A 25,252-nucleotide genomic window follows, 5' to 3' on the forward strand; every position below is an offset into this window, starting at 1 on the left:
AGATTGTTAAACGTAAAATTGCAGAATCGTAAAAGGGTAAACTATAGAGATGTCTCTAATGGTTTTAAAAATATAGAAATAAGAGTCTGTTGACCATTAAATAAAATTTATACAATGAAAAACTTTACTGCTGTAAGCGATATTGAAAACTTACAGGAAATTATAAAAAAAGCCTTATATATAAAAGAAAATCCCCATTCTGAAACCGAAAAAGGAAAGGGAAAAACCATTGGATTGGTATTTCTGAACTCAAGTCTGAGAACCCGTTTAAGCAGCCAGATCGCTGCACAGAACCTGGGACTTAATATCTTAACATTAAATGCTGCACAAGAAGCCTGGAATCTTGAATTTGCTGACGGAGCTGTAATGAACGGAGATACTGTAGAACATATTAAAGATGCGATAGAAGTATTGAATCAATACTGCGATATCATTGCGGTTCGTTGCTTTGCGGGAATGAAAAGTAAAGAAGATGATGTGAATGAAAGTATTCTAAGCCAGTTTCAGCAACATGCGAAGGTTCCTGTAATTTCTTTGGAGTCGGCAACACGTCATCCTCTGCAGAGTTTAGCGGATTGTATAACCATTAGTGAAAACTGGAAAGAAGAACGTAAGCCTAAAGTAGTCCTTACTTGGGCTCCTCATATCAAGCCGATCGCTCAGGCAGTTGCGAATTCCTTTACGGAATGGATGCAGGAAATGGATGTGGATTTTGTTATCACCAATCCTGAAGGATATGATTTGGATCCAAACTTCACAAAACAGACGAAAATCATTCATAACCAGGATGAAGCTTTAAAAGATGCGGATTTTATCTATGTTAAAAACTGGTCATCTTTTGATGAATATGCTGCGATGCCTGAAGTGAAGGAAAACTGGATGTTGACAGCTGAGAAGTTGGCGCAAACCAATAACGGAAAAGTAATGCATTGTCTTCCGGTTCGCCGGAATGTAGAATTGAGTGACGAAGTGATGGATGGTGAAAATTCTATTATTTACCAACAGGCTAAAAACCGGATTTTTTCTGCTCAGGCAGTGTTCAGTGAAATCCTGGATGAAATTAACCAAAGTAAATAACAGGAGATTATGGACAAGCTTTTTGTTGTAAAAATAGGAGGTGCCTTAATTGATGACGAAGAGTTATTGGATCAGTTTTTAGAGCAGTTTTCTCAAATCAAAGAAAAGAAGATTCTTGTTCATGGTGGCGGAAAGCTTGCTACTGATTTGGCTGATAAATTGGGAGTTGAGCAGAAGCTCGTCAACGGGCGCAGAATTACAGATAAGGAGACTCTGGATATTGTGGCAATGGTGTATGCAGGTGGAATTAATAAAAATATTGTCGCAAAACTTCAGCAGAAAAAATGTAAAGCAATAGGGTTTTCAGGAGCTGATGCCAATTTGATTAAAGCCAAGAAAAGAGAACATGCAGAAATTGATTTTGGATTTGTAGGAGACATTGAGAAGAAAAGTGTCAATAATAAATTGATATCCAAATTAATTAAGCTTGAGCTTGTTCCTGTATTTTCGGCTATTACGCATGATAAAAAAGGAAATCTTTTCAATACCAATGCAGATACAATAGCTTCGGTGATTGCACAGGCCTTATCGAAGAAATACGATGTGGAATTGCTCTATTGTTTTGATAAAGAAGGAGTATTGGAAAATGTGGATGATCCTGATTCTGTAATTAAAAGCGTATCGTCCGAAGATTTTTCAACGCTGAAAGAAGAAGGAAAACTGCATAAAGGCATATTGCCAAAACTTGAAAACGCACTGGGTGCGATTAAAAACAATGTAAATAAGGTATTCTTAATAAAAGAAACTCAATTAAAAAACCATATAGAAAACCATCATGGAGGCACTGAAATCTGTTTATAGTCACGAAGAGCTGTTCGATAATGCGATTGAACTGCTGAAAAAACTGATTGAAATTCCTTCATTCAGCAAGGATGAGTACAATACATCTGTAGCTATTGAAAACTTTTTTCAGAAGCATCTGATCCCGGTAAAACGTTTTAAAAATAACATCTGGGCTGTCAATAAATATTTTGACGCATCCAAACCTTCTGTGTTATTGAACACCCATCATGATACGGTGAAACCTAATAAAGCGTATACACTGGATCCATTTACGGCGATTGAAAAAGATGGAAAACTGTATGGTTTGGGAAGCAATGACGCAGGAGCATCCTTGGTTTCTTTAGCACAAACCTTTCTACATTTTTATAATAGAGACGATTTAAAATATAATTTAATTATTGCCCTGACGGCAGAGGAGGAAATTTCAGGATTTGATGGAATTGAAGCTCTTTTTCCACAATTACCTAATGTGGAGCTGGCTATTGTGGGAGAACCTACACAGATGAATCTGGCGATAGCAGAAAAAGGACTTCTGGTCATTGACGGTGAAATGAAAGGCACTGCTTCCCATGCTGCCCATCCCAATGATGATAATGCCATTGTAAAATGTATGGAGGATCTGCAGCATATCACCCATTTTAAATTCCCAAAGGTATCTGATTATCTCGGAGAGGTTAAAATTACCCTATCTGGTATCCATGCAGGAGTTCAGCACAATGTAGTTCCCGAATCCTGCCAGTTTATATTGGATGTGAGGGTGACGGATGAGTATACGAATGAAGAGGCTTTTGATATCATTCAGTCCCAAATGAAATCCAACCTTACGGCAAGGTCTTTCAGGCTGAATTCTTCAAAAATAGAACCTGACCATCCTTTTGTACAGGCAGGACTGGCTATTGGAAGGTCGACTTACGGTTCCCCGACATCTTCGGATCAGGCAATTATCCCATGTACTTCTGTTAAGATCGGTCCCGGAGACAGTAGGCGCTCTCATACGGCTGATGAATTTATAGAACTCCATGAGATAAAAGAAGGGATTGATATTTATATCCGGATTTTAGAAAGGGTTTTGTAAAAGACAGCAGATATCAGAATTATTTGAAAGTATTGAATATCTGACATCTGAAATCTAAAGAAAATGTTTTGACACCCAGCATGATCATAATGAAGAGTATCGTTTTTAATAAGATTTATGCAAAATGACAATTAAAAATAAAAGACTTTGTTGAATGTGGAAGATGTTCAGTTCAGGAAGATGGAAAGAGCATGCTGGGTAAAAAAACAACCTAAAATCAATTAATACTATTTTAAAAAAACAATTATGAAAAAGATATGGCAGAAAGATGATCTTGCCACCAATATATTAGTCAATAAGTTTACTGTCGGTAAAGACCTTGATTTTGATGAACGTCTGGCGAAATATGATGTTAAAGGTTCTTTGGCGCATTGTAAGATGCTTGCAGAGGTTGGAATTATTTCCCATGAAGAAGCTGAACAGATGACCTCTGTTCTGTCGATGATATTAAAAGATATAGAAAACGGAGATTTCGAAATCGATACCCAGGCAGAAGATATCCACTCACAGGTTGAAGCCATCCTGATTGAAAAATTAGGAGATACCGGTAAAAAAATTCATACGGCAAGATCCCGTAATGATCAGGTTTTACTGGATATAAAACTATACCTTTTGGATGAGATCCGTGAAATAGCAGGTCTTACGGATGGGTTTTTCCAACTGCTTATCCAGCTGGCAGACCAGCATAAAAATGTATTGCTTCCCGGGTATACCCATTTACAGATTGCAATGCCATCTTCCTTCGGACTATGGTTCGGAGCCTATGCAGAAGCTTTGTTGGACGACCTTGAAATGTTATTTTCGGTAAAAAACATCATTAATAAAAATCCGTTAGGGTCTGCTGCGGGTTATGGTTCCTCTTTTCCTATAGATCGTGAAAGTACCACCTATAATCTGGGTTTCCAGACAATGAATTACAATGCAGTATATGCACAGATGACCCGTGGTAAATCTGAAAAAATGCTTGCAATGGCAATGGCAACAATGGCTGGGACCCTTGGGAAATTTGCGTATGATGTATGTTTGTATTTAAGTCAGAATTTTGATTTCATAAGCTTTCCTAAAGAATTTACTACCGGAAGCAGTATTATGCCTCATAAAAAGAATCCTGATATTTTCGAACTGGTACGGGCACGATGCAACAGAATTCAATCGCTGCCCAATGAGCTTATCTTATTAACGAATAATCTTCCGTCGGGATATCACAGAGATGTGCAGCTCACAAAAGAAATCTTATTTCCTGCGATTGACTCTTTAAAGGAATGTCTTGAAATCCTGAACTACACTTTACCACATATTAAGGTAAAGGATGGTATTCTTGAAGACGAGAAATATAAATATCTGTTCAGTGTAGAGAAGATCAATGAAGAGGTTAAAAAAGGAAGTTCTTTCCGTGATGCATATATAAAGGTAGGACAGGAAATTGAGAATAATGAGTTTGATTATGAAATTACAGACCTCCATCATTCTCACCAGGGAAGTATCGGAAACCTTTGTCTGGATAAAGTAAGCTACCAGTTCAATAAATTAAAAAATAAGATAGTAGGGTAAATCAGTACATTGGATTTCCAATCCGGCAAAAAGGTAGAATAGCTGAATTGCCCAATCGTATAATGGCCATTATGCCTTTCTGCTAAAAGAAATTAGTCCAGGTCAATTTTAAATTTGGTGGATTTTTTAACCTCATGCAGAACGATGGAGCTGTGGTACTGACCAATATTAGGAATGTTTGAAATCACGCTTACGGCAAAATCATTATAAGAGTTGATATCTTTAGCGATGATCTTTAACATATAATCATATTCTCCGGAGAGACTTATGATTTCCTGAACCTCGTCATATTTGCTGATGTTTTTCTCAAAAGTCTCCAATACTTTCTTGGATTGCTCTTTGAGCCGGACATTACAATACACCACAATATTAAGGCCTAGTTTTTCACGATTCAGAAGGCCGACGTATTTTTCAATGACACCCTGTTTCTCCAGCTGCTTGATACGCTCATAAGTAGGAGTAAAAGTAAGACCTATCTTCTCGGAGATTTCTTTTACAGATAAGGTAGAGTCTTCCTGGATAATACTGAGAATCATTTTGTCTTTGGCGTCCATATGAGCAATTTGAATTTTAACAAAAATATTAAGAAAAAATGAGAATAAGGTGTGATTAAAGTTTTTTAATTTTTTTAGAACTTTAGTTTTGTCAATTCGGTTAATTGTTATATCTTTGCACCTAATGAATAAAAGAGTATTTATATCATTAGATTTACCGGGCGAAAGCGCCCTTTACGATATTTATTGTTATTAAGCGAAGATTTTGTCTTCGCTTTTTTTATGTAAAAAAATTAAGATATTATGTTTACGATTGCAGAACTAAGTACAGAGAAAATCAACAGTATACTAACAGAAGCGCTGGCTTTTGCTGAAGGAAAAACAGCTAAAATTGACGGTGAGGTTTTTTGCTCAAATCTGTTTTTTGAAGACAGCACCAGAACAAAGACAAGCTTCGATGTGGCTGAAAGAAAACTGGGATTGCAGGTGGTTCCTTTTGATGCTTCTCACAGTTCAGTAAATAAAGGCGAAAGTTTATATGACACTGTGAAGACGATCGAAAGTATAGGAGTAAACTTAGTCGTAATAAGAGACAAAAAAGACGGGTTCTTCGAAGAATTGAAAAATATCAACATCCCTGTGATCAACGGAGGAGACGGAACCGGAAACCATCCGTCACAATGTATGCTGGATCTCATGACCATCTACCAGGAGTTTGGGAAATTCGAAGGACTGAAAATAGGAATCGTAGGAGATGTGAAACACAGCAGGGTAGCCAACTCGAATGCTGAGGCATTAAGAAGGTTAGGTGCCAAAGTATATTTTTCTGGGCCTGAGCAATGGTTTGATGAGGGAGCCTTAATCAACGGAACATACCAATCGGTAGACGAGCTGATCCATGAAGTGGATGTCCTGATGCTGTTGAGAATTCAGCACGAAAGACACGATGCTAAAATGAGCTTTTCAGCATCCGAGTACCATAGAAAATACGGATTAACAAAAGAAAGGGAGCAGGCAATGAAGAAAGGAGCTATTATTATGCATCCGGCACCGATCAACAGAGGAGTGGAGATTGACACAGATCTTGTGGAATGTGAACGTTCAAGGATCTTCAAACAAATGCAGAACGGGGTTTTTGCAAGGATGGCCATACTGAAAAATGCATTGGAAGAAAAAGGATTTAAATTTAAATAATTATTGTAAAAAGTATTAATGTAAAAGGTATTCATGAAAATCGTTAATACGTTAATACATGAATACATTATACAACAAAAATAAAAATGAAAAAGAAATTAATATTAGAATCCGGAGAGGTTTTTTACGGAGAAGGTTTCGGAGCAGAATTGGAAACTGCAGGAGAAGTGGTTTTCAATACCGGAATGACGGGATATCAAGAATTGATTTCCGACCCATCTTATTGTGGTCAGATTGTATGTATGACGTATCCGCTAATCGGAAATTACGGGATCAACCGTGATGATTATGAAAGTATTGAGCCGGCTATTAAAGGTCTTATTGTAAAAGAAATTTGCGATTTGCCATCAAATTTCCGTACGCAGATTACTTTAGATGAATTATTCAAAAAGAAAAACCTTTCAGGAATTTCAGGAATTGACACAAGAAAACTGACAAGGATTCTTCGTAATTCGGGAGTTGTAAAAGGGAAAATCGTGAACGCCGATGCAGATGAAAACACAATCGTACAGGAATTAAAATCAACAACTTTCCCTACCAACCAGGTAGAAACGGTTTCTACAAAAACACCATATGCTAATCCGGGAAGAGGGTTTAAAGTGGTGCTGGTAGATTTCGGCTCCAAACTGGGAATCATCAGAGAACTTTCCCAAAGAAACTGTGATATTATTGTAGTATCACACGATACTGCAGCCGAAGAAATTTTATTAATGAATCCGGATGGAATTATGCTTTCAAACGGTCCTGGTGACCCTGAAGATAATCCTAAAGCTTTGGAAATGATCCGTGGTCTTTTAGGAAAAGTTCCCATCTTTGGAATCTGTCTCGGACACCAATTGATAGGATTAGCCTGCGGAGCTAAAACATTCAAATTGAAGTTCGGACACAGAGGAGGTAACCACCCGGTGTTAGATTTAGAGAAAAACAAAGTTTCAATCACTTCTCAGAACCACGGTTATGCAGTGGATCAGGAAAGCCTTAAAGGAACTGATCTTATCGAAACGCACATCGCCCTGAACGATAGAACAAATGAAGGATTAAAACACAAAATCCACCCTTGTTTCTCTGTTCAGTATCACCCGGAAGCAAGCCCAGGCCCTGAAGATGCGAACTACTTGTTTGATGAGTTTATTGATTTAATGGAGAAATTTAAGAAGTAATAATATAGACATCAGATATCAGACACTAGACTTCAGACTTTAATAAAGTAAATATGCACAACTTTGAGAAATTACTTTTCTGGCAGAAATCAATTCAACTTGCAAAAGAAGTTTACCTTGTTTGTGTTGATTTACCGAAGGATGAGAAATTTGGCTTGATTTCTCAAATTAAAAGATCCGTAGTCTCAATTCCATCTAATATTGCGGAGGGAGCAGGAAGAAATAATGATAGAGAATTTTATCATTTTCTGGGTATTGCAAATGCCTCTTCTTTTGAGCTACAGACACAGCTAATATTAACAAGAGAACTGGAATTGCTAAGTGTGGAAAAAGTCGACAGTCTAATATCACAACTGAATGAAATTCAAAGAATGATTTATACATTCAAATCTAATTTAAAAAAGTAAAACACAATGTTGGAAGTCTGAAATCTGACATCTAACATCTTGTATCTAAAAAAAGAAAATGGCAAAACGTACAGATATAAAAACAATTTTAGTAATTGGTTCCGGGCCTATCATCATTGGACAGGCTGCCGAATTCGATTACGCAGGAACGCAGGCTTGTTTGTCTTTGAGAGAAGAAGGCTACAGGGTAATTTTGATCAACTCAAATCCTGCAACGATTATGACGGATGTGGAGATCGCTGATAAAGTATATATCGAGCCGATATCCCTTCAGTTTGTAAGTCATATCATCAGAAAAGAGCGTCCGGATGCGTTGCTTCCTACTTTGGGAGGACAAACCGGATTGAATATGGCGGTAGAATTAGAGAAATCAGGGATTCTTGAAGAATGTAAAGTTGAGGTACTTGGAACTAAACTTTCAGCGATCAACAGAGCGGAGGACAGAGATCTGTTCCGTGAGTTGATGAGAGAACTGAACGAGCCGGTTCCGGAATCTGATATTGTAAATACAGTGGAAGGAGCCCTTAATTTTGCAGAAGAAATCGGATATCCTGTAATTGTTCGTCCTGCCTTTACGATGGGAGGAACAGGAGGTGGAATCGCTTCCAATGAGGCTGAATTGAAGGAGATTGCTGAATTAGGATTGAAATACAGCCCGGTTACCCAGTGTCTTATCGAAAAATCAATTGCCGGTTTCAAGGAGATTGAATATGAGGTAATGCGTGATGCGAACGACAATGCCATTGTGGTTTGTAACATGGAGAATATCGATCCGGTAGGAGTTCACACGGGGGACTCAATTGTTGTGGCGCCTTCACAGACACTTTCGGATAGAGAGTATCAACTATTGAGAAATGCATCACTTAAAATCATCAGAGCATTAGGAATTGAGGGAGGATGTAATGTGCAGCTGGCCCTGGATCCTCACTCATTCAATTATTATATCATCGAGGTAAACCCTAGGGTTTCCAGATCATCAGCTTTAGCAAGTAAGGCAACAGGATATCCGATCGCTAAGATTGCGGCTAAAATTGCAGTAGGACTTACGTTGGATGAAATTATGAATCCGGTTACAGGAAAAACATATGCATGTTTTGAGCCTGCACTGGATTATGTGGTAACCAAATTCCCGAGATTCCCGTTCGATAAATTTGAAACTGCTGACAGAAGACTTTCTACTCAGATGAAAGCTACCGGAGAGGTTATGGCCATCGGAAGAAATTTTGAAGAGTCTTTACAAAAAGCGATCCGTTCTTTAGAAACAGGAATCAGACATCTCGGATTAAAGAAAAAACAGGCAGAAGCGCTTACAGCAGAAGAAATCGAAAGAAGAATCAGAGTTTGTGATGATGAGAGATTATTTATCATCGGGGATGCGTTGAGAAGAGGATATGACTGGGAACAGATCGTAGAATGGAGTAAAATTGACAAATTCTTTATCTGGAAGATCAAAAAGCTTATTGATTTCGAAAAAGTTATTGCAGACAATAAATTCAATAAAGAGACTTTAATTGAAGCTAAAAAATTAGGTTTCGCAGACCTTAATATCGCCCACCTTTGGGAGACGACACAGCGTGAAGTTTTCAACTTCAGAAAAGAAAACGGGGTGATGCCGGTTTATAAAATGGTGGATACCTGCGCAGCTGAATTTGAAAGTGAAACCCCATATTTCTACGGAACCTATGAGGAGGAAAATGAAAGTGTGGTTTCAGATAAGAAAAAGGTTATTGTTTTAGGTTCGGGACCTATCAGAATCGGACAAGGGGTAGAATTTGATTATGCAACGGTACATTCAGTATGGGCGATCAAAGAAATGGGATATGAAGCAATCATCATCAATAACAACCCTGAGACTGTTTCTACAGATTTCTCAATCTCAGATAAACTGTATTTTGAACCTCTGACGGAAGAAGATGTAATGAACATCATCGAACTGGAAAAGCCAACAGGAGTAGTCGTACAGTTCGGAGGACAAACAGCGATTAACCTTGCAGATAAATTGGCCAGCCATGGAGTAAAGATCCTGGGAACTTCATTAGAAGATCTTGACAGAGCTGAAAACAGAGATAAATTCGAGAAAGCGCTTCAGGAACTTGGAATTCCTCAACCACTGGGAAAAACTTCAACTTCGAAAGAAGAGGCAATAAAGATTGCCAATGAAATCGGATATCCCGTGTTGGTAAGACCAAGTTATGTGTTGGGAGGAAGAGCCATGGAGATTGTATATACAGAAGCGGAACTGGCACATTATATGGAATTTGCGGTAGATGCAAGCCCGGAACATCCAGTACTGGTAGACCGCTACATCACCGGAAAAGAAGTGGAAGTGGATGCCATCTGTGACGGGGAAACTGTAATTATCCCTGGAATTATGGAGCACATTGAAAGAGCAGGGGTTCACTCCGGAGACTCTATCGCAGTGTATCCACCGCAGAATGTTTCTCAAAAAGAAATTGATACATTGGTGGATTACACACAAAGGCTGGCAAAAGGCCTTAATGTGATCGGATTAATGAATATCCAATATGTTCTTTTTGAAGGGAATGTATATGTGATCGAGGTAAATCCACGTTCATCAAGAACGGTTCCTTTCCTTTCAAAAATTACGGATGTGCCGATGGCTAATCTGGCAACAAAAGCAATATTAGGTCAGAAACTAAAAGACCTTGGATATGAAAACGGACTGGTACCTAATAAAGAAGGGGTGTTTGTAAAAGTTCCTGTGTTCTCTTTCTCCAAATTAACAAAAGTTGATATCTCCCTGGGACCTGAAATGAAATCTACAGGAGAAGTAATGGGAAAAGATACAACTCTGGAAAAAGCACTTTACAAAGGTTTGATCGCTGCAGGAAGAAAAGTTCCGATGCATGGCTCTATTCTCTTCACTGTGGCTGATAAGCATAAAGAAGAGGCTGCTGATCTTGCTGCAAGATTCCATGAAGTAGGATTCAGAATCTGGGCAACCGAGGGAACGGCTAAATTCTTTGAAGAGAAAGGAATTCCTTGTAAAATAGGATACAAGATCGGAGAAGAGGATGTCAACCTTATCGACCTGATCCAGAAAGGTAAAGTACAGTATGTAGTTAATACCATGACAAAAGGGAAACAAGTTGAAAGAGACGGTTTCCAGATCAGAAGAATGAGTGTTGAAAACGGAGTACCATGTTTAACTTCCATGGATACTGTAGAAGCAATTCTAAAAGTAATTGAAAGCATGACTTTCAAAATGGAAGCGATGTAATTCCTAAAAAATAAATGTAAAACGCACCCTAAGTAATTGGGGTGCGTTTTTTAGTAAAGAATAAATCTTATAGAGATAATAGAGATAATGAAGAAATCATTGTCTAAATTTGAATGATTCACTATTTTATTTGAATCAATGTATAAAGAAATTTTTAAAATATTTTTCGGATTTTAATTTTCTCGGATCAATATATTATATGAAAAATAAAAGAATTTTCATTGTTGGAGTGTGTATAGTAGTCTTCTTAACCGCATTTTTTTATGCTTTATTTGAAAACCCCTATAAGACCGTAAAAATCAAAGTACTCGATTGTGAATATACTTACAGAGACTATTATTTTGATGATTGGAAACTAAGGGATTCCTATATAAAACCACAACCAACCACAGCATTTGGAAAACAGTTCGCTGAAAAAGAAATTGGGATGTGTTTGTATAGTAAATATTTTCAAACATTACATTCACAATATAAAATTGAACTTTTAAAATTGTTCAAAAACAGTGAAGAGGTAATAATTACAGAAAAGAATTTTGTAATTGATAAGGAGTTTAAAAATAAGACGGGGTTAAATAAACCAAAAGACTCTATTGATTTCAATCAATATTATCTTGAGTAAAGTTTTGGTTCTACAATATAAGGTTTACGATATTACAAAGGTTATCATACAATGACTTCGGACATTTTTCTTACCATAGTTCTAAACGCACTTTAATGAATAATTTAAGGTGTGTTTTTATTTTTGGCGAATATTTTATTGGGTTTATTTTAATGTACGATAAACATTGGAAAAATTAAAGAGAGTAGGTAAAAGGAAATTGATAAATATGTAAATTAGCCCGTTAAAATTTATTAAATAAAATTGAATGAAATCAAAATTTAAAATTTTTGTTTTAGGTGTTTCGTTGACGTCTTTAACGAGTTGTGCATTATCTAATTCTGTTCAGAAAATTAATTATCAATCAGGGTTAAAAATTGATAATAAATTAGCTTCCAGTAAGACTGTTCAGATCGATCCTATGAAAGATACAAGGGGATATCAGGATAATAAAGTTATTTTCTATAAGAAAAACATGTACAACCAAACCATGTCCGGTGCTTATATGGCTGAAAAACCTGTTTCAGAAATCCTTACGGACGCTATAAAAAACGGGCTTAAAGAAAAGAATGTTAACTTAGGCAGCGATAATAAAAGTTTTACGTTAAAATCAGAATTACAAAAAATGGATTACGAAGCCATTTCCGGATTCTCTACTGTTCAGCTGATTCCTCAGATCACCGTAAAGTTTCAGTTGATTGACAATGAAGGAAAAGTGGTTTGGACTGATCTGATAACAGGAAAGGCAAACACAAAAGGAGCCAAATTTGAAAAATTCCTGCCACCGGCTATCGACAATCTTGTAGAGCAGCTGGTCAACAGCCAGGATTTCCTGAATACGATAAAAGAATAATCGATATTTTGATATAAAAAAACAGATAATTTTTGCCCCGTAATTTTTTACGGGGTTTTTAGTTGATGTAAACATATTAGTTTTTTTTTGCCGATTTATTTATAAATTAGAGCGTTAAAATTCAGGCTGTTAAAATTGTAAAAAAACTAATAGGAATTCCATCAAATCAAAAGTAACCATGGCAGAATATAACGCAAAATCAAATAATGCTTTATCTTTTGAAGTGACAAAAGATGAGAAATTAATTGGAAAACTTTCTTATAATAGCTGGTTTAAGTTCAATGCAGTCATTGACCTGGCGGATTATTCCCATTATGTAATAGAACCTAAAGGTTTTTGGGGAACAACGATTGAACTGAAATACCATGATCGTGTTCTGCTGAAGTTCAGAATGAACTGGAACGGAGAAATCGTCATTCAGACCCATTTTAATGATTGTAAAAAAAGTTATGCCTTTAAGCACAGAGGGATTTTTAAAGAATCTTTCGTGCTGGTGGATGAAGAGGGTTCTGAATATGTAGTGATGAAACCTAATTTTAAGTGGAATAACCCCGATTATGAATACCAGATCGCTACCTCCGAAGCTTTTGAAGAAATTCCTGATAAAGAAATTATATTGATCACTTCATTGCATTGTGCCAATTATTACATGTCTATGATGAGTTCAGCCTCTGTAATATAACTATAGAATGCCTAACATTAGCTAGTTTTTTATTTTTAATTGATTTTATAATAAGGATCGGAGAAATATCGGCTGGGTTTAATATAAGCTGTTTTCCGGTCTGCATCAAATATCCATATGAACCTTTTGATCAGGTCAGCTGCAAAATAACTTACTTTTTGCGTTTTAAGATCTCCGGCAAAGAATCCTGCAGAAACATTTTTTAATGTTGTATTTCCGATTTTAAACTCAGGTAAAATTCCTTGTTTTGTGATCACACTTTTTCCGCTGGAATTCTTTAATGTTTTCTCGCCCGTTATTTTTAATTTTTTATCCAGCAGGTTATCTTCCGCAAGCTGATTATTGTACAGAAGTCCACCGGAATATCCCGATTGTAACAGAAAGCGGCCGGTAATTGTCTTCCCATCGATTATATTTTCTGCTTCAATAAACAACTGATCCCTTTCCGGATATAATTTTATAGGCTGAAATCCCTCCAGATCGGGTAGATGATCATAAATTACAAACTGATTATGGTCATAATCGATCTTGAAGGCCTTTCCGGAGAAAGCTCCTGTTCCGAACTTTCCGTCAGCTTCATGTCCGGTCAGTTCATTATCAAAAAAACGCACATTTTTCCAGGTGATTTTTTCCAATTGTACTCTGTTGTTGTCACTGATTTCATCCTTATTAAAGATAATATGATCTACCTTCCGGGTTCGTTGAGGGGATATTGAAGCATCCTCCATGGCAATCTGAAACATCAGATCTAGTGAATCCTTGTCATTAACCAGTGCTTTTACAATAATATTATTGTGCTTGGTTAATCTGAAAGGAATTGTTTCCTGTGCGTGAAGAGTAGTGAGGCCAATAAGGAAAAAGAGTATGAATTTTATTTTTGTCAGCATGGATAAAAGATTTCGGTATAGAAATTAACCTTTATTTTTGAAATATAAAAGAATAAAAATACTTGTTCATTTTTCGGTTGCAAAATATACCACATAGTACTTAATTTTATAAAAAAAAGAGAAATGACAAATATTCAACTTTTCAGAGATCTGCATCATGGTAATGAACCTTTATTGGTGGGAAATGTATGGAATGTACAAAGCGCGAAAGTATACGAAAAGCTGGGCTATAAAGCTTTAGCCACTTCAAGCTCTGCGGTAGCGCATAGTTTGGGGTACGAGGATGGAGAAGAGATGAGTTTTGATGAGTATTTCTATATGGCTGAAAGGATACTGAAATCTGTTCATATTCCTGTATCCGTGGACCTGGAAGCGGGTTATGGAAATACAACCGATGAGATCGTTTCCAATATTTCCAAACTGTCGGCTGCCGGAGCTGTAGGGATTAATATTGAAGACAGTATCGTGGTGGACGGAAAAAGGAGATTACTATCACAGGATGAGATTTATGAAAAATTCCGACCTGTTATTTCAAAACTGAAAGACAATGCTGTTGAGATTTTCATCAATTTCCGCACAGATCCCTTTTTGATGGGAATTGAAAATCCTGTTGAAGAACTTTGCAAAGAATCCGGATCTTTGAAGAACTGGGAGTGGATGGGATCTTTGTACCGTGTATTACCGATGAAGAGGATATCAAAACCATTGTGAACGCCACGGAGACTCCTATCAATGTTATGTGTATGCCGGAATTACCCGATTTTGAAACTTTAAAAACGCTTAATGTAAAAAGAATTTCCTCAGGTAGTTTTTTAAACGGATACATTTATGATCATTTGGAAGATGCGGGCCGCGAGGTTGTTGCAAAACAAAGCTTTTCACCTATTTTTATATCATAATGAGGCTTACAGAAGACAGAATGTATCAGGCTTCCCTGGAAAAGGATTCCACATTTGAAGGAACGTACTGGATGGCCGTAAAAACGACCGGAATATTCTGCCGTCCCACCTGCACTGCCAGAAAGCCCAAAAGAGAAAATGTGGAGTTTTTTTTAGACACGAAAGAGGCTATCGCACATGGTTACAGAGCATGCAAAGTATGCAGGCCGCTGGAAAAACTCAATGAAACACCATCCTACATCCGGGAATTGCTGAATGAATTAATGGGTGATGAATCGGTGAAAATTAAAGACTCCGACTTGATCGCGAGAAATATAGAGCCGGTAACAGTTCGCCGTTGGTTTTTGAAAAATCACGGGATCACTTTTCATGCTTTTCAAAGGAAACTGAAGGTAAATAGGGCTTTCAAAAGGATTAAAAACGGGGAAAGTATTCTCGATGCCGCAATGGCCTCGGGTTATGAAAGTCTGAGTGGTTTTAATGAACGCTTTAAAAATATAGTAGGAGTCTCCCCAAAACATACAGGAAGGCAGAAGATTATTGACCTTAAAAGGATTGAAACACCTTTAGGAATCATGTTTGCTTGTGCTGTTGATGAAGGAATCTGTCTTCTTGAATTTACAGACCGGAAAAATATGGACCGGCAGTTTGCTTCGTTGTCAAAATTCCTCAATGCAGAAATCGTTCAGGGAGAAAACAAACATTTCCAGCAGCTCGAAAGAGAATTACAGGAATATTTTGAGGGCAGGCGAAAGTCTTTTGATGTTCCGTTATACATAACGGGTACAGAGTTTCAGGAAAAAGTATGGCAGCTGCTACGTGAAATTCCAATGGGAGAGACCAGGACCTATAAGCAGCAATCTGAGGTTTTAGGAAACCCAAAGGCTATACGTGCTGTAGGAACCGCCAATGGGATTAATAAAATAGCTATATTGGTTCCTTGTCATAGGGTGATCGGGTCTAATGGTGACCTGGTTGGCTATGCCGGTGGCATCTGGAGAAAACAAAAATTACTGGAGCTGGAAAAAGCGATCTTATTCTGATTTTTTATTTAAATTTATAGAACACATCATAACAAATATCCGGAATTTATGAGTTCTGTAAATACCATCCAAACAATGATCGATGCCGGTTTATTTCAGGCTCAGAAAACCATTCAGCGATACCAGTTTTTAAAAGTAAAAGGAGAGACTGATACTCATATTTACTTTGTGCAAGAAGGAAGTGTAAGGATTTTTATCATGGATGAGGATGAAGAACGGATCGTCAGGTTTGGATATAAAGGGAACATTATTGTTTCACTTGATTCTTTTTTATCAGAAAAACCCTCTGATTTTTACATCCAGGCTATAAAAAGGACTACTGTAAAAATAGCCACCAAGAAAAATTTTTATGAGTTGATCCGGTCGGATTACCAGCATCTGAATTGGTGGACCCATGTTCTGGAAGATCTCGTTCTGCAACAGATTGAAAGGGAAAAAGATCTCCTGATCTATTCTCCCCGTGAGCGTTTTGAGAGGGTTTTGAAAAGGAGTCCGAAGCTGTTTCAGGAGATTCCCAATAAATATATTGCCAATTATCTGCGCATGAGCCCCGAAACATTATCGAGGCTAAAGAAATCTTGAGTTCAATCAAGATTTCAGAATGGATTAATCCTGAAGTTTGTAGAAAAAGGATCAATGAAAATTCTTACCGCTCAATTATTATCAGAATTAAAGGAAATTACGCAAAATAACACCCGGTACGTAGAAACTCTTCTCAATAGAACGGATCAGGAACTCAATTACAGAACCTCTGAAAACTCCTGGACTGTACTGGAATGTATAGCGCACCTTAACCGGTACGGTCAATTTTATATTCCGGAAATCCACCGAAGGATATTATCTTCAAAATTTCCACCCAAAGTTACTTTTTCACCTGGAATTTTAGGGGACTACTTCGCAAAGTCCATGCTTCCAAAAGAGAAGCTTAATCCAATGAAAACATTCAAAACAATGAATTCCATTCACAGTAAATTGGATAAGAACGTGTTGAAGGATTTTATTGAACAACAGCATCAATTACTCGGACTGCTTGAGAAAGCTAAAGATATTAACCTTGAAAAGACCAGAACGAACATCAGTATTTCAAAGCTTATTAAACTGAAGCTGGGAGACACTTTACGTTTTGTGATCTACCATCATTTGAGGCATATTGAGCAGGCAAAAAAAGTATTGGAAAGTCTTAAAAATTAATAGTGCGAAAGCAAAAATTATTAAGAATGGGGAGGGCTGTTTTATTTTGATTTCGTAATTTTAGGCAAAAATTTACACGTGAAGAAATTACTATTCGCAGTTTGCCTGTCTGCTTCAGCTTTAAGTTTTGCACAGGATTATTCTGTACCGGCAGCAAGTCCACGTCAGAGAGTGGAACAACAATTTTCGATGTCTAAGATTACGATCGATTATGGAAGACCCGGAGTGAAAGGCCGTAAAATTTTCGGTGAATTGGTTCCTTATGGACAGGTGTGGAGAGCAGGAGCAAACTCTTCAACAAAAATTACTTTCGGACAGTCCGTTAACTTTGGAGGGAAAACAGTTCCTGCAGGGACTTATGGACTATTCATTATTCCAACTGAAAAAGAATGGAAAGTTATTTTAAATAAAGATTTCCAGCAATGGGGCGCGTACACCTATGATCCAAAGCAGGATGTTGTAGACGTTACCGTACCCGTAAATAAATTAGCAGATAAGCAGGAATGGTTTGAAATTACATTAAACCCTACCGATGAAAATTCCGGAAATTTGGTTATTAAGTGGGATATGGCTCAGGCAGAAGTTGCTTTGAAGCCGGCAAAATTAGATGCGGTGATCAAAATTTCTGATAAGTTGAAAGAAATCAAGAAAATAGAAACCGACGCAGCTAAAACCAAAAGCTAAGACGTATGAATTTCTCTGTTCAACCTATTTTAGAAAATGATGAACTTCAATTAATCCCCTTGGTACAAGGGGATTTTGAATCTGTATACGAGCTGGCTTCAGATCCTAAGGTCTGGGAACAACACCCGAACAAAGACCGTTACAAGAGAGACATTTTTGAAAGCTTTTTTCAGGGAGCGATGGAAAGTAAAGGAGCTTTTAAAATTATTGATAAAGCATCGGGAGACGTATTGGGAAGCTCCCGTTATTATAATTACGACGAAGATGACAGCAGCATCTTTATCGGGTATACGTTTTATGGAACAAAATCCTGGGGAAAAGGCATCAATCCTAAAGTGAAAAAGCTGATGCTGGATTACATTTTTCAGTTCGTGGATAAAGTTCATTTCCATGTAGGAAAAGAAAATCTCCGCTCCCAGATTGCTATGGAACGATTGGGAGGTGTAAAAACAGGAGAAGAAGAGGTTGCTTATTTTGCAGAACCTACCCGGACCAACTTTGTGTACGAAATCAAAAAAGAAAGCTGGCTGAAATGAAAAAATATAAAATTCAGAAATCCCCTTTTATCGTTCCCACTACAGATGGGAAACTCATTGAGGAACATTGGGGAAATTCTACGAATAATTCAGATATATCAATTGCTCATATGGTAGCACCTCCCGGTTGGAGCGAACCTCACCAGACTCCTCAGTTTGATGAATTTACCATTATTGTTTCCGGAAAAAAGCAGTTTGAAATTGACGGTGAAACGGTCATCCTTGAAAAGGGGCAAAGCATTCTTGTGGAAAAGGGAGCCAGAGTACGTTACAGTAATCCTTTTACTGAGCCCTGTGAATACATTGCGATCTGTCTTCCTGCCTTTTCCATGGAACTGGTGAACAGGGAAGAGTAGCCATTAATAAGAAACCGGACAGTATATTGATCTGACAATATAAGGTTGTTGTATCGCCAGATCAATACATTGTCCGGATAAAAGTTACTTCAGAATTTCTTTCAAAAACATCAGGGTATGGTTCCATGCTCTCTTAGCCATCACTTCATTGTAATCAGGAGATTTTGGATCAGTAAACGTATGCTTTGAATGAGCATAGGTGATGATCTGCCAGTCAGCAGCCCCGTCGTTCATTTCTTTCACCAGGTTATCATAATCCTGTTGGGTAACTCCTTTATCGTCTGCTGGATTTTCAATCAGCATTTTCGTTGAGATCGGACCGTTCTTTCTTGTCTGGTCCTTACCAATGCTTCCATGAATCGATACAACACCGGCTACAGGCATATTGGCCCTGGCAACTTCCAAAGCTCCGGTTCCACCGAAACAATAGCCGATCACAGCTACTTTCCCGTTGGATGCACCGCTCTTTTTAAGCTGTTCTAACGCCAATGAAATCCGTTTTTGATATTCCGTATAATTTTGTTTGTAATGTCCCGCTGCTTTTCCGGCTGCGTCGTTGTCGGCAGGAACATTCCCTTCACCGTAAATATCAGCAATAAACGCAATATAACCTTGTTTTTCAAGCTCTACAGCAGCTGTTTTGGCTTCGTCATCAATTCCTTTCCAGGCGGGTAAAATCAGTATTCCCGGAAGCTTTTTTCCGGCATTGGATGTTACAAGGCCATTGAGCTTCTGTGAGCCGTCCTGATAAGAAACGGGTTTTAAGTTTTGACTGAATAATGCTCCCGATGTCATAAAAAGGGTGGTTAATAAGATGGAACGTATCATATTTTGTTATTTTAATTACACTAATTATTCTTTAATAGCTGAAGGAATATGGATGAGATACGATCTTGAAACTGCATGTAAAGAGAGGGGATTTCTCCTCAATAAAGTAACAAAAATGTATCAAAATCCTCATCTAAGTTAATAAAAATAACTTATTAGAAGAACCATTAAAACATTGTTAATCCGTTATTTATTAGAATTTCAATCCCAAACCGATCAGTTCTTTTTCCAGATCTGTTGTAGGATATACCTGTATGGTATGAAAACCTAAAGATTCTGCCATTTCAATATTCTTTGGATTGTCATCTATAAAAACAGATTCATGAGCATGGATATCGTAACGTTCCAGTAGGAGATGCCATATTTTGGGATCCGGTTTTATCAGTTTTTCGGTTCCTGAGACCACAATTTTTCCATCAAAAAGCTGGAAGAAATCATAATTTTCAAGAGCGTAGGGAAATGTTTCTTCAGACCAGTTGGTGAGTCCGTAAAGATGATAATTGGTTTTGCTGAGTTTTCTTAAAACCTCCACATTTTGTGGAATATCACTTTTCAGCATAACATGCCAGTTGTCATAATAGGCTCTAAGCTCTCTTTCCCAATCCGGAAATTTCTGAACCTGAATGTTGGTTCCTTCCATAAGACTTCTTCCCCGGTCCTGTTCCTCATTCCATTCAGACTGTGCGATGTGGGTAAGGAAATATTCCATTTTCTCATCGTCATTGAAATAGTCCCTGAAAAAATATCTTGGGTTCCAATCCATTAAAACGCCCCCGAAATCGAATATAATATTCCTGATGTTCATAGTAATCCGCTCAATATTTACTAACCGCACAATAGCTTTATCATCTGAATTTTACATTCAACTGAATCTCTTAAGTGCTTTGTTATTTAATGATTTACAATTTTTGTAGCTTAAATGTAGGGAGATTTATGCTCTTATGAACTATAGACTGTGTTTAAAAATTGTGAACTATTAGTTAACGGGAGGATTCATATACAATCGGTTGCTGATGTGTTGAATGGCAAATGGAATTTTAATGATCCGCTTTATAAAACTGATACTGCTCATTCTCAAAATAAGCATTGATATGTTGAAGGCCGTTGGTAAGGACAATTTCTTTAGCTCCGATGATCGAATTGTATCTTGCCGTTTGTTCAAAAGTTTTTTCCGTCAGTTTAATATGGGGAGCTTTGCATTCCACCAAAACAATAGGCTGGGCTTTTTCTGTGATCAGCAGGTCAACTCTTTTTGTGAGGCCGTTTAAAACGATCTTTTTTTCCGTAACCAAAGCAGATACGGAGTAGGATTTTACAGTAAGATAATAATGTATCCAATGTTGTCTTACCCATTCTTCAGGGGTAAGCAAAAGGTAAGTTTTACGAACCAAGTCATAAATAAAAAACTTATCTTTGTCTTTCTTGAATTTAAAATCAAAAGTTTCCTGAAAATTCAGTTTTGGAAGTTCCATTAAAAGATGAAAGAATTAGATTTAATCCTCAAAAATATTAAAAATAAAGAAGTTTTACCGATTTATTTTTTCCACGGAGATGAACCTTATTTTATTGATGTTGCCGTAAAGGCTCTTGAACACGACTTTCTGGAAGAGGATGAAAAAGCTTTCAACCAGACCGTGACCTATGGGAAAGATACTACCTATCAGGAAGTTCTTTCGCTGGCAAGACAATTTCCTATGATGGGGGACAAGCAGGTGATCATTGTAAAAGAAGCACAGGATCTCAGGCTGAATGAAGAGGAAAGCAGAATCCTGGAATCTTATGTTGAAAACCCTGTACCTTCCACCGTTCTTGTTTTTGCCCACAAGCATAAAAAGCTGGACAGCCGCAAAAAAGTAACAAAAGCATTGGACAAGGCAAAGGCTCTTTTCCTGAGCGAATCGATCCGGGAGAATAATCTTCCTAAATGGATTGCTGATGAATGCATCAAGCTGAATATTAAGACAGCACCTAATATTTCCCATCTTTTAGCGGAGTATCTTGGAAATGATCTTTCACGGATCGCCAATGAGCTTGGAAAATTAAAGATCATTTTAAAGGAAGGAGAAGTTCTGGACGGAACGATCGTTGAAAACCACATCGGGATCAGTAAAGAATTCAATGTCTTTGAACTTCAGAAGGCTTTGGGAACAAAGAATTCCAATGCAGCATTTAAAATTGCCCATTTTATGGGAAAAAATCCCAAGAATAATCCTTTTGTGATGATGCTGGCCAGTTTGTACAATTATTTTTCAAATGTAATTATTTACCAGACAATGGCAGGGCAGCCACCACAGGTTATCGCCTCTCAGATGGGAATCAACCCCTATTTTATAAAAGATTATGCAGAAACAGCCAGGCTATATCCTCTGAAACATGCAACAAGGGTTATTTCTATTTTAAGGGAATTCGATATGAAAGGAAAGGGGCTTGGTGCCGTGAATATGAGCGAAGCAGAATTGATCAAGGAACTGGTATATAAGATTATTAATGTGGATAAGTTTAAGATGAAGGTGTAGGTTGGATGAGAGTTGAGGGGGTAAGATTTTTATAGAGCGCTGAGAAGTCGGAGATTGCTCATGTTGACATATAAAGCGATTTCGCGATTAAGCAATTTAGCAGTTTTGAAACTCTGATGAACCCGAAACCAGCGCCTGATAACCAATACTACATTCATCGACAATCGACATATTGATTATTGACAAGTATCATTAAAATTCCTTTAATAAAACATTAAAAATTACGAAATTAGCGAACTTTAATTTTAATCTTTTTGAAAAGTAAATTATGGAGCAAAACATTTTAGATTGTGTAATAGTTGGATCAGGGCCATCTGGGTTCACAGCGGCAATTTATGCAGCAAGAGCAGATCTTAAACCTGAATTGTTCACAGGTTTGGAACCGGGCGGACAATTAACAACAACAACGGAGGTTGATAACTTTCCCGGATATCCTGCAGGTATTACAGGTCCTGAAATGATGATGGATTTGCAGAAACAGGCAGAAAGATTTGACACCAAAGTTCATTATGAAATGATCACAAAGGCTGAATTTTCTAAAGAAGTAGGTGGTGTTCATAAATTGTATGCTGGAAACAAAGAAATCCTGGCAAGAACAGTAATTATCTCTACAGGAGCCACTGCAAAATATCTGGGGCTGGACGATGAGAAAAAATATAATGGAGGAGGAGTATCTGCTTGTGCCACTTGTGATGGATTTTTCTACAGAGGAAAAGACGTAGTGGTAGTAGGAGCGGGTGATACAGCTGCTGAGGAAGCTACCTATCTTGCAAAATTGGTGAATAAAGTAACCATGTTGGTAAGAAAGGATGAGTTCAGAGCTTCAAAAGCAATGGTTCACAGAGTTCAGAATACACCGAATATTGAAGTGAAGTTTCATCACGAATTGATCGGGATCGAAGGGGAAAACAATCTTGTAGAAAGAGCTGTGGTGATCAATAACCAGACTCAGGAAAAATCTACCGTGGATGTGCACGGGATCTTTATTGCCATCGGCCACAAGCCTAATACAGATATCTTCGCCGGACAAATTGATCTGGATGAAAACGGGTATATTCAAACGGAGAAAGGATCAACAAGAACCAACCTTCCTGGTGTTTTTGCAGCAGGAGATGTTCAGGATCACATCTACAGACAGGCCATTACAGCTGCGGGAAGCGGATGTATGGCAGCCATGGATGCTGAAAAGTATCTTGCTGAACTGCATTAATACTTGAATCAATACATCATATCATAAACGCATCATGAATTGGTGCGTTTATTTTTTATCCTGTTTGTTGATCAATACACACAGAAAGACAATCCCAGGAAATTAATCCGGTTGATTTCTAGCTGATTATTTTATTTTGTTAAAATTTATCCGGGAATTATTTTGTCAGAATTAAAAAACGTTCTATATTTGCACCACTGAAAACGAAGGCATAGCCGGAGTTCAGGGAGAGTTGGCAGAGTGGTCGATTGCGGCAGTCTTGAAAACTGTTGACTGTAACAGGTCCGGGGGTTCGAATCCCTCACTCTCCGCAAGGTTAGAAACCAAAATAAGCTAAAACGCTGTAAACATCATGTTTACAGCGTTTTTTGTTTTAGTGCAGTATCAAAAAAAAACAAACTAGGTCACGATTTATATGTCCTATTTCGTATCCCATTCGAAAAATAACAAAAATGGGTCACGAAAAATCACGGAAAGCCCGACCAATAAGCAGTCTAACGATTGTACATCTTGCAAAAAGTGGTAACAAAAAGTAAATTAGTAAATCATTAAAGTTATCACACAATGAACAAAACATTCAACCTGTTATTCTTTATCAAAAAGAATAAAATCAGAAACAACGGAACCGCTCCCATCTACTTACGAATTACGATAGACGGCAAGGCAGCAGACATTGCTGCTAAAAGGTATATCGATCCGAAGAAATGGGATGTTAAAGCACACAAAGCACTAAGCAATTCGCAAGAAGCAAAAACACTGAATCTCTATCTTAAAACTTTAGAACAGAAAGTTTACGATTTCCACTACCTGATGCTGAAAGATGAAAACTTTGTAACAGCAGAGAGTTTAAAATCTAAACTGCTTGGAACTGATATTGAGCAAAGAATGCTTATTCCGATATTCCAGGAGCATAATGACAAAGTGGAAGCTTTGGTTGGTAAGGATTTTGCCCCAGGAACACTGGAGCGTTATAAAACTTCTTTAAAGCATAGACAGGAATTCATTAGATGGAAATACAAAGTTTCTGATATTGATATCACGCAAATCGATCACGGTTTTGTAAGTGATTATGACTTCTGGCTCCGCAGTGTACGTAAATGTGGAAACAATACAGCTGTGAAATACCTAAAGAATTTCAAAAAGATCATCCGATTATGTATGGCCCACGGATGGATCATTAAAGATCCTTTTCTGGGCTATAAAGCAAAGATTAAAGCTGTTGAACGTCCTTACCTTGCTAAAGAAGAAATTCAGATGATCTATGAGAAGGAATTTGTTTCCGATCGATTGAAGCAAGTACGAGATATTTTTCTTTTTAGTTGCTATACAGGTCTGGCTTATGTAGATGTAAAACAATTATCAAAATCTAACATCAATATTGGTATTGATGGGGAACAGTGGATTTTTACACATCGTCAAAAGACCGGTACTTCAACCAGAATTCCATTATTGACTTTAGCTCAGGAGCTGGTTTTAAAATATAAAAATCATCCGCAATGTGTGAATTCAGATGTCCTTTTCCCAGTTCTTAGCAATCAGAAAATGAATTCTTATCTCAAAGAAATTGCTAGTGTCTGTGGAATCAATAAAGATTTGACATTTCATATAGCAAGACATACTTTTGCTACTACTGTTACATTGTCTAATGGAGTACCGATTGAAAGCGTGAGCAAAATGCTGGGACATAAAAATATTAAAACTACACAACAATATGCTAAGATTTTGGATGAAAAATTGAGTAACGACATGTTAACTCTAAAAGGTAAACTTGGAGAACAAAAATAGACGTTATTTCTTGCTCAATTATCTTGGTAGAACAGTCATTAATTGAAAACGGAAAGTCTAAAATAATTCCTGTCAAGGGACCTTAACGAGCGTATCTTCAAACACTTTTATCGATGATTTGGTTCGATTAAGTCAAATTAAACTATACTTATAGAATCAATTTTTTCTTCAGAAATATTTAATATTATAATTTGAAATTTAC

Annotated in this window: 25 protein-coding genes, 1 tRNA gene and 1 pseudogene; 22 read left to right on the forward strand and 5 right to left on the reverse strand. The window is 37.3% G+C overall.

Features of this window, described 5'->3' with window-relative positions; all coding sequences use genetic code 11:
* Positions 1–114 precede the first annotated feature (114 nt).
* The 4 genes from ACNFU2_RS00440 to argH all read left to right on the forward strand — a co-directional run bounded on the left by ACNFU2_RS00440 (position 115) and on the right by argH (position 4,486).
* On the forward strand, positions 115–1,077 hold the full coding sequence (locus ACNFU2_RS00440) for an N-acetylornithine carbamoyltransferase (RefSeq protein ID WP_273647561.1): 963 nt from the start codon (positions 115–117) through the stop codon (positions 1,075–1,077).
* Positions 1,078–1,086: 9 nt separating this feature from the next.
* Positions 1,087–1,878 carry an acetylglutamate kinase gene (gene argB, locus ACNFU2_RS00445; protein WP_194304220.1) on the forward strand — a complete coding sequence of 264 codons (792 nt, stop codon included), beginning with the start codon at positions 1,087–1,089 and terminating at the stop codon, positions 1,876–1,878.
* Positions 1,853–2,935 carry a M20 family metallo-hydrolase gene (locus tag ACNFU2_RS00450; protein WP_273647562.1) on the forward strand — a complete coding sequence of 361 codons (1,083 nt, stop codon included), beginning with the start codon at positions 1,853–1,855 and terminating at the stop codon, positions 2,933–2,935. Before argB ends, ACNFU2_RS00450 begins: the two co-directional genes overlap by 26 nt.
* A 246-nt stretch (positions 2,936–3,181) precedes the next feature.
* On the forward strand, positions 3,182–4,486 hold the full coding sequence (gene argH / locus ACNFU2_RS00455; protein ID WP_172277888.1) for an argininosuccinate lyase: 1,305 nt from the start codon (positions 3,182–3,184) through the stop codon (positions 4,484–4,486).
* A 92-nt stretch (positions 4,487–4,578) separates the two neighbouring features.
* On the opposite strand, the gene ACNFU2_RS00460 is transcribed toward argH, so the two are convergent.
* On the reverse strand, positions 4,579–5,040 hold the full coding sequence (locus ACNFU2_RS00460) for an Lrp/AsnC family transcriptional regulator (protein ID WP_172277890.1): 462 nt from the start codon (positions 5,038–5,040) through the stop codon (positions 4,579–4,581).
* 243 nt (positions 5,041–5,283) lie between these two features.
* Here ACNFU2_RS00460 and ACNFU2_RS00465 point away from each other — a divergent pair, with 243 nt between their 5' ends.
* From ACNFU2_RS00465 to ACNFU2_RS00495, 7 genes are all read left to right on the forward strand, one after another.
* Positions 5,284–6,174, forward strand: coding sequence for an aspartate carbamoyltransferase catalytic subunit (locus ACNFU2_RS00465; RefSeq protein ID WP_172277892.1), 891 nt, complete (start codon positions 5,284–5,286; stop codon positions 6,172–6,174).
* 86 nt (positions 6,175–6,260) lie between these two features.
* Positions 6,261–7,334, forward strand: coding sequence for a carbamoyl phosphate synthase small subunit (locus ACNFU2_RS00470; protein ID WP_273647563.1), 1,074 nt, complete (start codon positions 6,261–6,263; stop codon positions 7,332–7,334).
* Between the two features lie 53 nt (positions 7,335–7,387).
* Entirely contained in the window at positions 7,388–7,741 is a 354-nt protein-coding gene (locus ACNFU2_RS00475; protein ID WP_273647564.1) for a four helix bundle protein, read from the forward strand.
* Positions 7,742–7,799: 58 nt separating this feature from the next.
* Positions 7,800–10,982 carry a carbamoyl-phosphate synthase large subunit gene (gene carB, locus ACNFU2_RS00480; RefSeq protein WP_273647565.1) on the forward strand — a complete coding sequence of 1,061 codons (3,183 nt, stop codon included), beginning with the start codon at positions 7,800–7,802 and terminating at the stop codon, positions 10,980–10,982.
* 199 nt (positions 10,983–11,181) lie between these two features.
* A complete protein-coding gene (locus ACNFU2_RS00485; protein ID WP_273647566.1) occupies positions 11,182–11,601 on the forward strand; it encodes a hypothetical protein in 420 nt (139 codons plus the stop codon).
* Positions 11,602–11,848: 247 nt separating this feature from the next.
* Positions 11,849–12,433 (forward strand): hypothetical protein, encoded by a 585-nt coding sequence (locus ACNFU2_RS00490; RefSeq protein ID WP_172277902.1) that lies wholly within the window; start codon positions 11,849–11,851, stop codon positions 12,431–12,433.
* A gap of 178 nt (positions 12,434–12,611) precedes the next feature.
* Positions 12,612–13,115: a hypothetical protein gene (locus tag ACNFU2_RS00495; RefSeq protein WP_273647567.1), complete on the forward strand. Its 504-nt coding sequence runs from the start codon at positions 12,612–12,614 to the stop codon at positions 13,113–13,115.
* Positions 13,116–13,150: 35 nt separating this feature from the next.
* On the opposite strand, the gene ACNFU2_RS00500 is transcribed toward ACNFU2_RS00495, so the two are convergent.
* Entirely contained in the window at positions 13,151–14,002 is an 852-nt protein-coding gene (locus ACNFU2_RS00500) for a hypothetical protein (RefSeq protein ID WP_273647568.1), read from the reverse strand.
* 123 nt (positions 14,003–14,125) lie between these two features.
* On the opposite strand from ACNFU2_RS00500, the pseudogene ACNFU2_RS00505 reads away from it, so the two are divergent.
* The 7 genes and pseudogenes from ACNFU2_RS00505 to ACNFU2_RS00535 all read left to right on the forward strand — a co-directional run bounded on the left by ACNFU2_RS00505 (position 14,126) and on the right by ACNFU2_RS00535 (position 18,711).
* Positions 14,126–14,901, forward strand: a pseudogene (locus ACNFU2_RS00505) (isocitrate lyase/PEP mutase family protein).
* On the forward strand, positions 14,901–15,944 hold the full coding sequence (locus tag ACNFU2_RS00510; protein ID WP_418123250.1) for a bifunctional transcriptional activator/DNA repair enzyme AdaA: 1,044 nt from the start codon (positions 14,901–14,903) through the stop codon (positions 15,942–15,944). The pseudogene ACNFU2_RS00505 and the gene ACNFU2_RS00510 overlap by 1 nt, the downstream one beginning before the upstream one ends.
* A gap of 48 nt (positions 15,945–15,992) precedes the next feature.
* Entirely contained in the window at positions 15,993–16,526 is a 534-nt protein-coding gene (locus tag ACNFU2_RS00515; RefSeq protein ID WP_273647571.1) for a Crp/Fnr family transcriptional regulator, read from the forward strand.
* Between the two features lie 54 nt (positions 16,527–16,580).
* Positions 16,581–17,135, forward strand: coding sequence for a DinB family protein (locus ACNFU2_RS00520; RefSeq protein WP_273647572.1), 555 nt, complete (start codon positions 16,581–16,583; stop codon positions 17,133–17,135).
* A gap of 78 nt (positions 17,136–17,213) precedes the next feature.
* Complete coding sequence (locus ACNFU2_RS00525; protein WP_172277915.1) at positions 17,214–17,819, forward strand: DUF2911 domain-containing protein; 606 nt, start codon at positions 17,214–17,216, stop codon at positions 17,817–17,819.
* A gap of 5 nt (positions 17,820–17,824) precedes the next feature.
* Positions 17,825–18,355 carry a GNAT family N-acetyltransferase gene (locus ACNFU2_RS00530; RefSeq protein ID WP_306611603.1) on the forward strand — a complete coding sequence of 177 codons (531 nt, stop codon included), beginning with the start codon at positions 17,825–17,827 and terminating at the stop codon, positions 18,353–18,355.
* Complete coding sequence (locus ACNFU2_RS00535) at positions 18,352–18,711, forward strand: cupin domain-containing protein (protein ID WP_273647574.1); 360 nt, start codon at positions 18,352–18,354, stop codon at positions 18,709–18,711. The genes ACNFU2_RS00530 and ACNFU2_RS00535 overlap by 4 nt, the downstream gene beginning before the upstream one ends.
* 84 nt (positions 18,712–18,795) lie before the next feature.
* Here ACNFU2_RS00535 and ACNFU2_RS00540 read toward each other — a convergent pair whose 3' ends face one another.
* From ACNFU2_RS00540 to ACNFU2_RS00550, 3 genes are all read right to left on the reverse strand, one after another.
* Positions 18,796–19,539, reverse strand: coding sequence for a dienelactone hydrolase family protein (locus ACNFU2_RS00540; protein WP_273647575.1), 744 nt, complete (start codon positions 19,537–19,539; stop codon positions 18,796–18,798).
* A gap of 193 nt (positions 19,540–19,732) precedes the next feature.
* Entirely contained in the window at positions 19,733–20,344 is a 612-nt protein-coding gene (locus ACNFU2_RS00545; RefSeq protein WP_273647576.1) for an HAD family hydrolase, read from the reverse strand.
* 232 nt (positions 20,345–20,576) lie between these two features.
* Entirely contained in the window at positions 20,577–21,011 is a 435-nt protein-coding gene (locus tag ACNFU2_RS00550; protein WP_273647577.1) for a type I restriction enzyme HsdR N-terminal domain-containing protein, read from the reverse strand.
* A gap of 6 nt (positions 21,012–21,017) precedes the next feature.
* Here ACNFU2_RS00550 and holA point away from each other — a divergent pair, with 6 nt between their 5' ends.
* The 4 genes from holA (at position 21,018) to ACNFU2_RS00570 (ending at position 25,050) form a co-directional block, all read left to right on the forward strand.
* Positions 21,018–22,055: a DNA polymerase III subunit delta gene (holA, locus tag ACNFU2_RS00555; protein ID WP_306611606.1), complete on the forward strand. Its 1,038-nt coding sequence runs from the start codon at positions 21,018–21,020 to the stop codon at positions 22,053–22,055.
* 268 nt (positions 22,056–22,323) lie between these two features.
* Positions 22,324–23,265 (forward strand): thioredoxin-disulfide reductase, encoded by a 942-nt coding sequence (trxB, locus tag ACNFU2_RS00560; protein ID WP_172277927.1) that lies wholly within the window; start codon positions 22,324–22,326, stop codon positions 23,263–23,265.
* A 226-nt stretch (positions 23,266–23,491) separates the two neighbouring features.
* Positions 23,492–23,576 (forward strand) — tRNA-Ser (locus ACNFU2_RS00565).
* Positions 23,577–23,829: 253 nt separating this feature from the next.
* On the forward strand, positions 23,830–25,050 hold the full coding sequence (locus ACNFU2_RS00570) for a site-specific integrase (RefSeq protein ID WP_418123255.1): 1,221 nt from the start codon (positions 23,830–23,832) through the stop codon (positions 25,048–25,050).
* Positions 25,051–25,252: the final 202 nt, after the last annotated feature.

Origin of the sequence: Chryseobacterium sp. PTM-20240506 (assembly GCF_048296755.1) — a bacterium.
Lineage (GTDB): Bacteria > Bacteroidota > Bacteroidia > Flavobacteriales > Weeksellaceae > Chryseobacterium > Chryseobacterium proteolyticum.